The organism is Kocuria tytonicola, from assembly GCF_003687175.1.
GTDB classification, from domain to species: domain Bacteria; phylum Actinomycetota; class Actinomycetes; order Actinomycetales; family Micrococcaceae; genus Kocuria; species Kocuria tytonicola.
The window spans coordinates 104,364-117,289 of sequence record NZ_RDEX01000001.1 but is presented as its reverse complement, the minus strand read 5'-3'; the positions used below and the strand labels follow the sequence as shown (position 1 = coordinate 117,289).

Sequence of the window (12,926 nt, the reverse complement as noted above, 5' to 3'; positions counted from 1 at the left end):
CCCACTGATTCGCACCGATTCTTCGCACTGATTCAAGGAGTCATCACATGGCAGCCCTGCAGGACACCAAGCCCGAGAACCTTCCCGATTCCATCCGCCACTACATCGGCGGCGAGTGGGTGGAATCGATCGACGGGGACACGTTCGACGTGCTCAACCCCGTGACCAACGAGCCCTACATCACGGCCGCCTCCGGGAAGAAGGCGGACATCGAGGCCGCCGTGGCCGCCGCGAAGAAGGCGTTCGAGGAAGGCCCCTGGCCCAGGATGCTCCCGCGTGAGCGCTCCCGGATCCTGCACAGGATTGCGGACATCGTGGAGTCCCGCGGGGACCAGCTGGCCGCCATGGAGTCCTACGACTCCGGCCTGCCCATCACCCAGGCGCTCGGCCAGGCCCGCCGGGCGGCCGAGAACTTCCGGTTCTTCGCGGACCTGATCGTCGCCCAGATCGACGACGCCTACAAGGTCCCCGGGCGCCAGGTGAACTACGTGAACCGCAAGCCCATTGGCGTGGCCGGTCTGATCACCCCGTGGAACACCCCGTTCATGCTGGAGTCCTGGAAGCTGGGCCCCGCACTCGCCACGGGCAACTGCGTGGTGCTCAAGCCCGCTGAGTTCACGCCGCTGTCCGCATCCCTGTGGCCCGGCATCTTCGAGGAGGCCGGCGTGCCCGCCGGTGTCTTCAACCTGGTCAACGGCTTCGGCGAGGAGGGCTACGCGGGTGACTCCCTCGTGAAGCACCCGGACGTGCCCCTGATCTCCTTCACGGGCGAGTCCCGCACCGGGCAGATCATCTTCGGCAACGCCGCCCCCTACCTCAAGGGCCTGTCCATGGAACTGGGCGGCAAGTCCCCGGCCGTGGTCTTCGAGGACGCGGACCTGGAGGCCGCGATCAACGCGACCATCTTCGGTGTCTTCTCCCTCAACGGCGAGCGCTGCACCGCGGGCTCGCGCATCCTGGTCCAGCGCGGGATCTACGACGAGTTCGTGGAGCGCTACGCCGCGCAGGCCAAGCGCGTGAAGGTGGGATTGCCCTCCGATCCCAGCACCGAGGTGGGCGCGCTGGTGCACCCGGAGCACTGGGAGAAGGTCATGTCCTACGTGGAGATCGGCAAGCAGGAGGCCCGCCTGGTGGCCGGTGGCGGGCGTCCCGAGGGCTTCGAGACCGGCAACTACGTGGCGCCCACCGTGTTCGTGGACGTGAAGCCGGACGCCCGGATCTTCCAGGAGGAGATCTTCGGCCCCGTGGTGGCCATCACCCCGTTCGACACGGACGAGGAGGCCCTGGAGCTCGCCAACAACACCAAGTACGGCCTGGCCGCCTACATCTGGACGAGCGACCTCAAGCGCGCCCACAACTTCGCGCAGAACGTGGAGGCGGGCATGGTGTGGCTGAACTCCAACAACGTGCGGGACCTGCGCACCCCGTTCGGCGGCGTGAAGGCCTCCGGGCTGGGCCACGAGGGCGGCTACCGCTCGATCGACTTCTACACGGACCAGCAGGCCGTGCACATCAACCTGGGTGAGGTCCACAACCCGGTGTTCGGCAAGCAGGAGGACGCCGCCGCGAAGGCGGACGGCTGAGCCCCTCCCGTCTCCGCCGGGGCGGCCCGTCCGCCCCGGCCCCACTGACCACGTCACCCTCACCACGAAGGACACACCATGACGAATCCCGCTGACCGGACAATGACGTCCTCGGGCTTCTACGTTTCGCAGGAAGCCCCGATCACCACCGACAACCCCGTCACGACCCCCTCCGTCCCGGCCCCGGACATCCTGCGCTGCGCGTACATGGAGCTCGTGGTCACGGACCTCGCGAAGTCCCGCGAGTTCTACGTGGACGTGCTGGGTCTCACGGTCACGGAGGAGGACGAGAACACCGTCTACCTGCGCTCGATCGAGGAGTTCATCCACCACAACCTGGTGCTGCGCAAGGGCCCGCAGGCCGCCGTGGCCGCGTTCTCCTACCGGGTGCGCAGCCCCGAGGACCTGGACAAGGCCGTGGCGTTCTACGAGGAGCTCGGCTGCCGTGTGGAGCGCCGCAGCGAGGGTTTCACCAAGGGCATCGGGGACTCCGTGCGCGTGGAGGACCCGCTGGGCTTCCCGTACGAGTTCTTCCACGACGTGCAGCACGTGGAGCGTCTCGCGTGGCGCTACGACTTGTACACCCCGGGGGCCCTGGTGCGCCTGGACCACTTCAACCAGGTCACCCCGGACGTCCCCCGCGCCACCAAGTTCATGCAGGACCTGGGCTTCCGGGTGACCGAGGACATCCAGGACGAGGAGGGCACGGTCTACGCCGCGTGGATGCGCCGCAAGCCCACCGTGCACGACACCGCCATGACCGGCGGGGACGGGCCCCGGATGCACCACGTGGCCTTCGCGACCCACGAGAAGCACAACATCCTGGCCATCTGCGACAAGCTCGGTGCGCTGCGCCAGTCGGACCGGATCGAGCGCGGCCCCGGCCGCCACGGCGTCTCCAACGCGTTCTACCTCTACCTGCGGGACCCGGACGGGCACCGCGTGGAGATCTACACGCAGGACTACTACACCGGTGACCCGGACAACCCCGTGGTCACGTGGGACGTCCACGACAACCAGCGCCGCGACTGGTGGGGCACCCCCGTGGTCCCGTCCTGGTACACGGACGCCTCCCTGGTGCTGGACCTGGACGGCAACCCCCAGGAGGTCGTCTCCCGCACGGACGACTCCGAGCTCGAGGTGACCATCGGGGCGGACGGCTTCTCCTACACGCGCGCCTCCGAGGGCGAGGACTCCATGCCGGAGTGGAAGCAGGGCGAGTACAAGATGGGTCACCAGCTCTGACCCGCGACGACGACGCCGCTCGCCCCCTCGCGTGGGCGGGCGGCGTCGTCGTCCCCCGAGCACGCACGAACCGAAAGGCAAGGACATGCTGGAGCACGAACGCGTGGTGGCCATCGCGGACGAACTGGCCGCCGCGGAGGCGAACCGCACGATGGTGGAGCGCCTCACCAAGCGCTACCCGGAGATGACCGTGGAGGACTCCTACGCGGTGCAGAACGAGTGGCGCCGGCGGGCGCAGGAGTCCGGGCGGCGGCTCGTGGGGCGCAAGATCGGGCTGACGTCCAAGGTCATGCAGGAGGCCACGGGGATCACGGAGCCGGACTACGGCGCGATCTTCGCGGACCAGGTGCACGAGAACGGCTCGGTGATCGAGCACGGGCAGTACTCGAACGTGCGGATCGAGGTGGAGCTCGCGTTCGTGCTCAAGGACGAGCTGCGCGGGCCGCACACCAGCATCTTCGACGTGCTGCGGGCCACGGAGTACGTGGTGCCGGCGCTGGAGATCCTGAGCTCGCGGATCCAGATGGAGGGCCGCACCATCGTGGACACCATCTCGGACAACGCCGCCCTGGGCGGGATGGTCCACGGCGGCAACCCCGTGGCCCCGGACGCCGTGGACCTGCGGTGGGTGTCCGCGCTGCTGTACCGCAACGAGACCCTGGAGGACACGGGCGTGGCCGCCGCGGTGCTGAACCACCCCGCGAACGGGGTGGCGTGGCTCGCGAACAAGCTCGCGGCGCACGGGGATGCGCTGGAGGCGGGGAGCATCGTGCTGGCCGGGTCCTTCACCAAGCCCATGTGGGTGCACCCGGGGGACACCGTCCACGCGGACTACGGACAGTTGGGAGCCATCACGTGTCGTTTCGAGTGAACGAGCTGATCCACGCCTTCCGCGCGCCGGACGCACCGAACCTGCCCGGTGTGCTGCCGAGCCTCAAGGACCTCTTCGCGCTGCCGCGCACACCCGAGGACCCGGTCACGGGCATCTTCCTGTCCTCCGGTGATCCGACGGCGGCGGAGATCTGCGCGAGCGCGGGCTTCGACTACCTCCTGGTGGACGGCGAGCACTCGCCGCTGTCCCTGGAGTCCATCCAGGCGCAGCTGCGGGCAATCGCCGGTTATCCCACTCTCTCCGTGGTGCGGGTGCCCGCCAACGACGAGGTCGTCGTCAAGCAGTACCTGGACCTCGGGGTGCAGTCCCTGATCGTGCCCATGGTGGACTCCGTGGCTGAGGCGGAGGCCGCCGCGCGGTCCGTGGCGTACCCGTCCGCGGGCGTGCGCGGCGTGGGTGCCGCACTCGCGCGCTCCGGGCGCTGGGGCGGGATCCCCGGCTACCTGCCGCGTGCCCGGGAGACCATCACCCTGGTGGTGCAGGCGGAGTCCGCGGCGGCCGTGGCGAGCATCGAGGAGATCGCGGCGGTGGACGGTGTGGACGGCGTGTTCGTGGGCCCCTCGGACCTCGCCGCCTCCATGGGGCTCATCGGTCAGCAGACCCACCCGGACGTCGTTGCCGCCGTGAAGCACGTGATCACCGCAGTGCAGGCGGCGGGCAAGTTCGTGGGCGTCAACGCGTTCGCCCAGGACCAGGCGCGGGACTACCTCGCGGCGGGCGCGGACTTCGTGAACGTGGGCGCCGACGTCGCCCTGCTGGCTTCCGGGGCACGGAACCTGGCGGGGGCGTTCCGGGGGTAGGGGCGGGGCTGACCTGCAATCATCAGGCCCTCGATAGGATTACTCGCATGTTCGAGGATGCCGCCCAGCGGCCGAGTGAGGGGCGGCGCCTCTACGCATTCGTCGATGAGAGCTACCAGCAGGACCACTACTACATCGGTTGCATGGTGCTGGACCTGGACCAGTACATGGACCTCTGCGAACGGTTTGAAGATCTAGGTAGACACGTCGCGGAGAAATACGGGGTGGATCCGGATATCGAGTTCCACGGTCATCCGATGATGCAGGGACGCAAGGAGTGGCAGTGTCTCCGAGGACAGGTGCACGAGTCCGTTTCCCTCTACAGACAGGCCATGCGGCACATCCAAGCGGTCGGGGCCCGCGTGATCATCGAGGGCGTGGACGTGGCACGGTTGAACGCCCGGTACCGGTACCCGGACCCGCCGTATGAGATCACCCTTCGGCACGCGCTGGAGAAGACGAACGACCTGACGGAGCGTATGGGGTACGACTCTTGCCTGGTGCGTGCGGACATGATCAGCAAGCACCAGGATTTCAGGGAAGCCATCGAGGGGTACACCCGAGTAGGCACCCCCGGATACAAGTCTCAAAGGCTGGAGCGGATCGAACAGCCCATCGAGTGGTTCGATTCTGCCCAGGAACGAGGGATCCAGGCCGTTGACCTGGTTGTGTACATGTATCGGCGTACCACCGAGGTCGATCCTGGGGAAAACAAACGTGCGCAACGTGCAGCGCGAACGATCATGCGAGAACTGGGACCGCTGTATTCAGCACGCAAATGGGTGCCTTAAATAAGCTCGGAGGTCCCCAGGGGGACCTCCGGCAGACAACGCCCCGGTGACCGGTTCGTCGTGATACTCATGGTAGTGGCGTGTTCTAGGGGTGTCCAGAAAGGCGCTGGCATGGGGTGGGGACGCTTCGGGAGCGGACCTAGAATTCGGGTATGACTGGTGACCAGCTGGATGAGACCGTCAGCGCGTGCCTGAACCTGATCGACACGCGATTCCCGGACGGTGAGGAGCGCGGCGGCGCCGCGATGCTGCTGGCTGACGGGACCATCCTCACCGGCACCGCCCCGGATGCGGTGAACCCGGCGGTGGAGGTGTGCCACGAGATCGAGCCGTACGCGGGGGCGTTCCGTCTGAACCAGGCCGTCGTCGCGTCCGTGTGCCTGCTCCGTGATGACCACGGGCGATTTCTGGTGCTCAGCCCGTGCGGAGTGTGCCGGGAGCGGCTGGCCTTGCACGGGCCCGAGGTGCTGGTGGGTGTCGCCGCGCCGGAGGACCCCACACAGGTGGTGTGGAAAGCATTGCGGGATGTGCTTCCGGACTACTGGATGACCGTGTTTCCAGGCGAACTAACTGGCGGCTGGTGAGAAGTACCGCCCCCGGGGCACAGGCATCGAGAACTTCGCTGAGAAGACCGTAGGCCGACAGATGGGTTGCCGGGGATGAAGACTTCCAGTGTCCTTGCCGCGGTGGTGACCGTACTTGTCCTGGCGTGTGGCTTCGTTGTCATCGTGCCGCGATCCCCTGGCGGGTACGTGGGGCTGGTGACGGCTGGAACCTTTGGAGCGGGCGTGTTCTACGGGTGTCCAACCCAGCGGCTGCTCACCCACCAGTGGCGGCGCACAGCCCTGCTGTCCTCGATGATTCGCTGGGCCAGGCCACGTTCGCTGGCCCGAATGCTGGACCGGGTGGGGTGGAACCGGCAGGTACGTCGCCCCATCAGGTCCTTCGCCGACCTTGATCCCTTCAGGTCTGACGCCGCCGGGTCACTGGTCAGCCATGCTGCGTCGCTTGCGATCCATCTGTTGGCCGCTGCAGCTCTCGCGGTCTTCGCCCATCCCTGGTGGGCACTGGGGTGCTTGGGCTTGGGGCTGGTGGTCCACGGGTGGCCGTGCCTGCTTCAGATTGAGGTGCTGGTACGACTGGATGAACTCCGCGCCAAAGCGCGAACACCCGGCCGGGGGGATTCCTCTGCTAGCTGTTGCGGGTCATGACGTTGTGGTCTCTGGGAGTGGAACTTCACGCCGTGTACGTGGCGAGAGCCTGGCGGATCGCCTTGGATCGTGAGGTGTGCTCTCGTTCTACGATGCGATCAAGTGCGGCCAGCTCCTCGGCCGTCAATCGGACGGAGACAACCTTCATCGGTTCAGCACCTCGCCCCGGCCGCCCGCGACCGCGTCGCTTGAGCACGCCCGCGTCGTAACCCGCTTCGGCCTCGGCAACCCACGCCTTGATCTTCTCTGTAGTGACTTGGTCCTCACTCATACGTCAATTCCTCACTCCCGCGAGGGATCATTGAACGGGAGTTTGCGTCCGTGGGTATTTCCCGCTTCCTAGGCGGTACTCCGGGGTTCCAAGGGGGTCCATCCGAGAGGCCGTGCGCCCTGAGACTTGGCCCGTTCCCGATCTTCTCGATCCGACCAGCCTTGACCGCCATCGATGTTCTTTCCCGCAGGGAGAGCCCCACGGACAACTCGGACCCCGACATCCTCCAGCTGTGCGTCTGGAGCGTCACCCCGCCTGACTCCCACTCGCACGGACCATTCAGGATCGGCCCATCCGCCACCCTTGAAGAGGCGGTAGTCGCCGTAGCGCGCAGGATCCAAACGGTCCCAGCACCATTCCCACACGTTACCGAGAGTGTCGTAGACCCCGTAGGCATTGGCTGCCTTGAGACCCATGCGCTGAGGCTCGTGCAATTCATCCAGCGCGCTCCAGGCGATCTCTTCGAGATCCCCGTAACGTGGGGCGGAAACGTCGCCTCGGCTGGCGTGGACCCACTCAGCTTCCGTTGGCAGTCGATATCCGTTTGCAGTCGGAATCCAACGCACTTCCTGGCCATCGACAGCGTAGGCCTGCTGCAGGCCATCATGTGCCGAAGCTTCGTTGCACCACCGCACGGCATCTCGCCATCGAACACCTGTCGCTGGAAGATCGCCGGGTGCCTCGACGCTCATGTGGCCAGCCGCGAACTGGGCAGCGCTGACCGGGGTGTCCCCTATCTCAAAGGGCACCAGATCCACCGAGCGCTGAGTACCCCGACGCGCGTCCTTCAACGTGGTGCTGCCCCCGGGAATCGAGACCATCGTCTTCATGGCGAGCTCCTACGCAGTTGAGAGGAGGATGAGAGAGTGGAAGTCATTCCCCTGAACCGATCAGTGCCGGGGTCAGAGGGGGTTCGGGTTAAACCTCAGAAGGGATGCCGCTCAGGACGTGCGGAGGCCGTTGCGAGCGCACGACCGAATGATCGTAATCTTATCCGAGTCCTCAGGTGTCAGACAGAAGTGCATGTCACTAGTATGTGCGCCAAGCGAAGAGTCAACATCCGCGAGACAGGATTGGGGTGGTGAAGCTTGGGCAACTCAGCTCCCATGCACTTCACATCCCGTGGTAACCGGCTGGCATCGGCAGGGCTGTCAGTGGGCGTGTCGGTTGATCCGGAAGCGGGGACAGTGACACTCCTGGCACCCCTCTATCGCCGCTCCCTGCTGCTGTCCGACATCGTCTCTGTCGGTACTCACGAGGACGACGGTCTCAATCACGGCTTTCTGAATTGGTGGGTGACCGGTCGAGCAAAGTCCCCACGTGGCGTCCGACTCAGCGCCGGTGGGAAGGGCCGAGTCGACATCGCAACCCGTGTGGGAAATCGATACGCGGTTGTTGTGGACTCGGTCGCGCATGCCCGGAAGATCGCGCAAGCCATAGAGCGTGCGCGGGCATTCCACTGCGAGTGACTGCTTTCCCTGTGCCTCGGCTGTCTCGTTACCCATCCGCTACGTCGTTACTCACTGCCGTCTTGGGAACCAAGGTCTTTGAGTAGATGCCCGTGATTCGTCTAGCAGTCCCGGCTGACGTGCTCGGACTGCCTGCCATTGAAGCGGCCGCGGGAGAGGCTTTCCGCTCGATCGGGATGCCGGAGGTCGCTGATGATCCGCTGCCCGACGTCGAGGAACTCATCCGTCATGCGTCTGACGGCAGGGTGTGGGTTGCCACGGTATCCAGCGAGGTCGTCGGCTATGCCCTCGCCGTGGTGCGCGACGGGAGTGCCCATCTGGAACAGGTCAGCGTTCACCCGGATCATGCCGGTCAGCGCATCGGGGCAGACCTGATCGACGCGGTCACTTCGTGGGCGCGTGACCGGGGCGACGACCGGCTGACGCTGACCACCTTTGCGGATGTCCCGTGGAATGCGCCCTACTACCGGAGGCTGGGCTTTCACCCTCTGCCGCATGACACTCTCGGCCCGCAACTCGCCGCCGAACTCTCCGAGGAGCGCATGCGGTTCACGGCCCCTCGGATCGCGATGGCCCGTGAGGTGTGACGGGGCAGTGACCACCAGGGGTGCTCGACCGCTCGGGAATGCCCCATGCCAACCCCACCCGTCCCGCGACACGCGGGTGCACAGGCAGCGTGACTCGGAGGCCGCCCCGCAAATGCGCAGCGCCGAAAGAGGGCTTCAGGCGTCCGTTTCGACGGTGAGCTGCTCCGGGCGGTGCAGCGCCTCCACCACGTCCGCGTACCGCCGTCGTTTGTTCGTGGCCAGGACGGAGCCGCGAAGCGGGCTCAGCTCAGCGGCCCGGCGCACGGCGTGGGCCAGCAGATCCGCGCCGGGAACGGCGTCGTCGACAATTCCTGCCGCCACGGCTGCGGGGGCGTCGTAGCGCTCGGACAGGACCATGGCGCGGTGGGCCGCGCGCGGGGCGAGGCGGGCCGGGACCAGAGCAGACAGTCCGGAGGTGAACGGGACCTGGATCGAGGTCTCGGGCAGGCAGAGGAAACCGCGCTCTGACCGGGCACAGCGCTCGTCGCACGCGAGGGCCAGCAGGAGCCCGCCTGCGTAGCAGTGGCCGTTGATCGCGCACACCGTGGGGACCTCGGAGACGAGCAGGCGGGCGACGAGACGCTGGAACGCCGCGCTGTACTCCGGTTCCACGAAGAGCTCGGGAACGAGCCCGTTCGAGAAGAACTTGCCCTGAGCCGTGATCACCAGCGCGAGGTCCCCGGGCGTGGACTCCACCTGCGTGAGGGCGGCGTCGATGGCCCGCATCCGCTCGTACGTGAAGCGGTGGTCGCCCTCGGGCGAGTCGCTGATGTCGAGGACGATGACGTTCTCCTGGCGGGTCAGCTGAGTCATCTCGTCAGCATCGCACACCCCCCCCCACGCAGACGGTGGAGCGCAGGGGCCGAACCCGGCGCCGAACCCCTGCGCTCGCGTGGGGACGGGCCTCCGGGGCCGGTCTGGAGCTGGCTGCGCCCTCCGTCGCTGGCGGCTCAGAACCAGGCGGGCTTGTCGCCCTCGGTGCCGGGCTTGTTGACGCCCACGTTGGCGCGCGAGTGCGTGCTCGGGTCCGCGACCACCGAGGCGATGAACGCCGCGACGGCCTTGCGGGATACCTCGGTGCCCCTGAACTGCTCGTCGCGCTGGGTGAGCTCGTAGTCGGTCTCGTCGTTGTTGGTCAGCCACGCCGGGCGGATGATCGTGTAGTCGAGGTCGGAGGCCTCGATGACTTCGGCGGCCTTGCGGTAGTCCACGAGCGCGTCGCCGATCATCTGCTGGTTCCAGGCCTCGAACGCCTCCGGCAGCTCGTGGTAGATGCCGAGCGAGACGATGAAGAGCAGACGCTTCACGCCGGCGGCGTCCAGGGCGGAGACGAGGGCCTCGGCCTGCGCCGCGATCTCACCGCCGAGGTTGGCGTAGACGACGTCCTGGCCGTCGAGGGCAGCCCCGAGCGCGGCGGCGTCGAGCACGTCACCCTCGATCACCCGGGCGCCCTCGGGGGTGTCGACCTTCGAGGCGTTCCGCGCGAAGAGGGTGAGCGTGTCACCCTGCTCGGCGAGCATGGGCATGGCGTAGCGGGCGATCTGGCCGCTCGCACCGAGAACGAGAACGTTGGTCATGGGAGCATTCTTCTCACGGGTGGTTGCGCCTGGGGGCGCGGTCTTCCGGTTCACCTTCCACGGTAGAGGCACCCACCCCACGGTGGCAGTGGCCGTTGTCGGGGGTACTGGCAACCCCTGGTTGGGCTCAGGACCCGCCGGTAGCGTGGCGCGCATGACCACTCCCGCTGAGATCCGCGATTTTCTGATGTCGCGGCGTGAACGCCTGCAGCCCGAGGACGTCGGACTGCCGCGGGGCACACGCCGCCGCGGCCATGCTGCGCGTCGAGGTGGCCCGGGCACCGGGCGGCGCCGCCCAGCAGCTCGTCGACGAGCTCACGGACGGCAGTGACGCGTTCGAGCGTCGGTGGCGGGCGCACGACGTCGCCGACCACCGGCGGGGCGTGAAGCTCGTGCACGACGCCGAGGTGGGACCGCTGCGCCTGCGCTACGAGGCCCTGGAGGTCACGGGAATGCCCGGAACCCGGCTGTTCGGGTACACGCCGGACCCGGACCACCCGCCACGCGCGACGGGCTGCGGCTGCTCTCCAGCCTCCACGCCGCGCCGTAGACGAACCACGAACCAGACCGCACCCGAGGAAAGGCAGCACGATGACCGACCTGAACCAGATCACCGAGACCAGCACCGACCGCGGGCAGAACGACGCCAAGCCCACCGCGATGGCGACGAACGTGGCCAAGACGGTGAAGGAGGCCGTCACCAACAAGCTCGACCCGCTCGTGGAGATCTACGCGCAGATGTTCGCCCACGGTGTGCGCACGCCGGTGCTGCGCCGCCCGGACGAGTGCGGCATGGCCTACGAGGACGTGTTCTTCCCCGCCATGGACGGCACCACCCTGGAGGGCTGGTTCATCCCCGCCGAGGGGTCCCAGAAGCTGCTGGTCGTGAACCACCCGATGACCTGCAACCGCTACGGCTTCCCGGGCCACCTCGCGCCGTGGAACACGATGTTCGGCGGATTCGAGGTCAACTCCCTGCCCGAGCTCAAGGCCCTGCACGAGGCGGGCTACAACATCCTCACCTACGATCTGCGCAACCACGGCCGCAGCGCCTCCGACCCCGCCGGGACCTCGGGGCTGGGCCTGGTGGAGGCCCGCGACGTCGTAGGCTCAGTGCGGTACGCGACGCAGCGCTGGCCCGAGATGACGGTGGGGCTGTGGAGCCGCTGCATGGGCGGCAACTCCACGATCATCGCGATGGACCTGTACCCCGAGGAGTTCAAGGAGGTCCAGGCGCTCGCCGTGGTCAACGTGGTCAGCGGCAGGACCTTCATCGAGAAGGGCGCCGAGCTCGCGAAGATGAACCCGGAGAAGGCCGCCGAACGCCTGGACGTGCGCATCCGCGAGCTGACCGGTTTCCGGCTGGACGAGGAGACGCCGCGGCCCCACGCCCATGCGGTGAAGGTCCCCACGTTCATGGCGCAGCTCAAGCGCGACTTCCTCATCCACGCGGAGCAGGACGGCCAGGAGATCTTTGACGCGCTCGGCGCCGAAGACAAGGAGCTGTTCTGGATTGAGGACTCCAACCAGCGCTTCTATGCGTACAACTACTTCGGTGACCACCCGGAGAATCTCGTCGCGTGGTTCGACGCGCACATGGGGTGAGCCCGGCGCGGGTCTCGTCACGACGCCCACACGGGTGCGGCCCCTCACCGGGTGCGGTCGCGGTCCGGGGCTAACGGTGGCGCGTGCCGCGTTGGAAGGCGGGCACACCGTCGTCGCCCCGGCTGTCGCCCGGCGCGCCCCGCAGAGGAGCTGTCCGCCCGCGGCAGCCGGCACCGTCGCGCGCACGGGGCGTGCCGCCCGGGATCCCGGCCACTAGCCTGGGCCCATGACGACCACCGAACGGCGGCCCCTGTCCGCCCACCTGAGACTCGCGATCGCCGTGCTGGTGGGTGTGCTCGCGGGCGGGGTGGCCTCCCTGGCCCTGGACGGGCTGCTGGCCGTGCTGGTGGGGGCGTGCGGGGTGTCCCTGGTGTACGTGGTGCTCGCCGTGTCCGTGCTGTGGCCCCTGGACGCGGCGCACACGCGCAGGAACTCGGTGCGCGAGGACTTCCAGCCCCTGGTGCAGGAGGCCACCGTGGTGGCGCTGTCCCTGGTGAACCTTTTGACCATCATGGTCATCCTGGTCCGCGGCGCCGCGGACACACGCACCACCGGGGCGGTGCTGGGGCTGCTGGGCATCCTGCTCACGTGGGCCATGCTCCACCTGATGTACGGGGCGCGCTACGCCCACGAGTACTACCGGCACCCGCGGGGCGGGATCGACTTCAACGACCGCGAGCCCCCGCGGTACGTGGACTTCCTCTACTTCTCCTTCAACCTGGGCATGACGTTCCAGGTCTCGGACACCAACGTGAGCACCACACGGCTGCGCGCCGTGATCCTGCGCCACTGCCTGCTGTCCTACATCTTCAGCACGGTCATCCTGGCGGCCACGGTGAACGTGGTGCTCGGTGTGCTGCCAGGATGACCGCGCCTGCTTCTCTCCCCGCGCTCT

The 12,926-nt window shown here is 67.5% G+C and carries 13 protein-coding genes and 1 pseudogene; 10 read left to right on the top strand and 4 right to left on the bottom strand.

Going from position 1 to position 12,926, the window contains the following annotated elements; genetic code table 11:
• Window positions 1-47 precede the first annotated feature (47 nt).
• From hpaE to EAE32_RS00515, 6 genes are all read left to right on the top strand, one after another.
• Complete coding sequence (gene hpaE, locus EAE32_RS00540; protein WP_121863821.1) at window positions 48-1,583, top strand: 5-carboxymethyl-2-hydroxymuconate semialdehyde dehydrogenase; 1,536 nt, start codon at window positions 48-50, stop codon at window positions 1,581-1,583.
• A 78-nt stretch (window positions 1,584-1,661) separates the two neighbouring features.
• Window positions 1,662-2,828, top strand: a complete 1,167-nt coding sequence (hpaD, locus tag EAE32_RS00535; RefSeq protein WP_121863820.1) for a 3,4-dihydroxyphenylacetate 2,3-dioxygenase — start codon at window positions 1,662-1,664, stop codon at window positions 2,826-2,828.
• 85 nt (window positions 2,829-2,913) lie between these two features.
• Window positions 2,914-3,699: a 2-oxo-hept-4-ene-1,7-dioate hydratase gene (gene hpaH / locus EAE32_RS00530; protein ID WP_121863819.1), complete on the top strand. Its 786-nt coding sequence runs from the start codon at window positions 2,914-2,916 to the stop codon at window positions 3,697-3,699.
• A gap of 50 nt (window positions 3,700-3,749) precedes the next feature.
• Window positions 3,750-4,520, top strand: a complete 771-nt coding sequence (locus EAE32_RS00525; RefSeq protein WP_121864731.1) for an HpcH/HpaI aldolase family protein — start codon at window positions 3,750-3,752, stop codon at window positions 4,518-4,520.
• Between the two features lie 47 nt (window positions 4,521-4,567).
• Window positions 4,568-5,311 carry a DUF3800 domain-containing protein gene (locus EAE32_RS00520; RefSeq protein ID WP_121863818.1) on the top strand — a complete coding sequence of 248 codons (744 nt, stop codon included), beginning with the start codon at window positions 4,568-4,570 and terminating at the stop codon, window positions 5,309-5,311.
• A gap of 152 nt (window positions 5,312-5,463) precedes the next feature.
• On the top strand, window positions 5,464-5,895 hold the full coding sequence (locus EAE32_RS00515; RefSeq protein WP_121863817.1) for a cytidine deaminase: 432 nt from the start codon (window positions 5,464-5,466) through the stop codon (window positions 5,893-5,895).
• A gap of 652 nt (window positions 5,896-6,547) precedes the next feature.
• Here EAE32_RS00515 and EAE32_RS00505 read toward each other — a convergent pair.
• Both EAE32_RS00505 and EAE32_RS00500 read right to left on the bottom strand, forming a co-directional pair.
• Complete coding sequence (locus EAE32_RS00505; RefSeq protein WP_121863815.1) at window positions 6,548-6,793, bottom strand: CopG family ribbon-helix-helix protein; 246 nt, start codon at window positions 6,791-6,793, stop codon at window positions 6,548-6,550.
• A 68-nt stretch (window positions 6,794-6,861) separates the two neighbouring features.
• The gene (locus EAE32_RS00500) at window positions 6,862-7,485 is read right to left on the bottom strand and encodes a formylglycine-generating enzyme family protein (RefSeq protein WP_341537801.1); all 624 of its coding nucleotides are present in this window, start codon (window positions 7,483-7,485) and stop codon (window positions 6,862-6,864) included.
• 863 nt (window positions 7,486-8,348) lie between these two features.
• On the opposite strand from EAE32_RS00500, the gene EAE32_RS00495 reads away from it, so the two are divergent.
• Window positions 8,349-8,849 (top strand): GNAT family N-acetyltransferase, encoded by a 501-nt coding sequence (locus tag EAE32_RS00495; protein ID WP_121863814.1) that lies wholly within the window; start codon window positions 8,349-8,351, stop codon window positions 8,847-8,849.
• Between the two features lie 135 nt (window positions 8,850-8,984).
• On the opposite strand, the gene EAE32_RS00490 is transcribed toward EAE32_RS00495, so the two are convergent.
• Complete coding sequence (locus EAE32_RS00490; RefSeq protein WP_121863813.1) at window positions 8,985-9,662, bottom strand: enoyl-CoA hydratase/isomerase family protein; 678 nt, start codon at window positions 9,660-9,662, stop codon at window positions 8,985-8,987.
• 137 nt (window positions 9,663-9,799) lie between these two features.
• Window positions 9,800-10,426: an NAD(P)H-binding protein gene (locus EAE32_RS00485; RefSeq protein ID WP_121863812.1), complete on the bottom strand. Its 627-nt coding sequence runs from the start codon at window positions 10,424-10,426 to the stop codon at window positions 9,800-9,802.
• Window positions 10,427-10,680: 254 nt separating this feature from the next.
• Here EAE32_RS00485 and EAE32_RS12160 point away from each other — a divergent pair.
• The 3 genes and pseudogenes from EAE32_RS12160 to EAE32_RS00465 form a co-directional block, all read left to right on the top strand.
• A pseudogene (locus tag EAE32_RS12160) lies at window positions 10,681-10,869 on the top strand (MmyB family transcriptional regulator); the annotation flags it as partial.
• Between the two features lie 148 nt (window positions 10,870-11,017).
• Window positions 11,018-12,031, top strand: a complete 1,014-nt coding sequence (locus tag EAE32_RS11850; RefSeq protein ID WP_243635521.1) for an alpha/beta hydrolase family protein — start codon at window positions 11,018-11,020, stop codon at window positions 12,029-12,031.
• A gap of 226 nt (window positions 12,032-12,257) precedes the next feature.
• Complete coding sequence (locus EAE32_RS00465) at window positions 12,258-12,899, top strand: DUF1345 domain-containing protein (protein ID WP_121863811.1); 642 nt, start codon at window positions 12,258-12,260, stop codon at window positions 12,897-12,899.
• The last annotated feature ends 27 nt before the right edge of the window (window positions 12,900-12,926 follow it).

Bases quoted from the DNA above. Each gene is read 5' to 3' on its own strand.
- hpaE (WP_121863821.1), top strand. From the start codon at position 48: ATGGCAGCCCTGCAGGACACCAAGCCCGAGAACCTTCCCGATTCCATC.
- hpaD (WP_121863820.1), top strand. From the start codon at position 1,662: ATGACGAATCCCGCTGACCGGACAATGACGTCCTCGGGCTTCTACGTT.
- hpaH (WP_121863819.1), top strand. From the start codon at position 2,914: ATGCTGGAGCACGAACGCGTGGTGGCCATCGCGGACGAACTGGCCGCC.
- EAE32_RS00520 (WP_121863818.1), top strand. From the start codon at position 4,568: ATGTTCGAGGATGCCGCCCAGCGGCCGAGTGAGGGGCGGCGCCTCTAC.
- EAE32_RS00515 (WP_121863817.1), top strand. From the start codon at position 5,464: ATGACTGGTGACCAGCTGGATGAGACCGTCAGCGCGTGCCTGAACCTG.
- EAE32_RS00505 (WP_121863815.1), bottom strand. From the start codon at position 6,793: ATGAGTGAGGACCAAGTCACTACAGAGAAGATCAAGGCGTGGGTTGCC.
- EAE32_RS00500 (WP_341537801.1), bottom strand. From the start codon at position 7,485: ATGAGCGTCGAGGCACCCGGCGATCTTCCAGCGACAGGTGTTCGATGG.
- EAE32_RS00495 (WP_121863814.1), top strand. From the start codon at position 8,349: ATGCCCGTGATTCGTCTAGCAGTCCCGGCTGACGTGCTCGGACTGCCT.
- EAE32_RS00490 (WP_121863813.1), bottom strand. From the start codon at position 9,662: ATGACTCAGCTGACCCGCCAGGAGAACGTCATCGTCCTCGACATCAGC.
- EAE32_RS00485 (WP_121863812.1), bottom strand. From the start codon at position 10,426: ATGACCAACGTTCTCGTTCTCGGTGCGAGCGGCCAGATCGCCCGCTAC.
- EAE32_RS11850 (WP_243635521.1), top strand. From the start codon at position 11,018: ATGACCGACCTGAACCAGATCACCGAGACCAGCACCGACCGCGGGCAG.
- EAE32_RS00465 (WP_121863811.1), top strand. From the start codon at position 12,258: ATGACGACCACCGAACGGCGGCCCCTGTCCGCCCACCTGAGACTCGCG.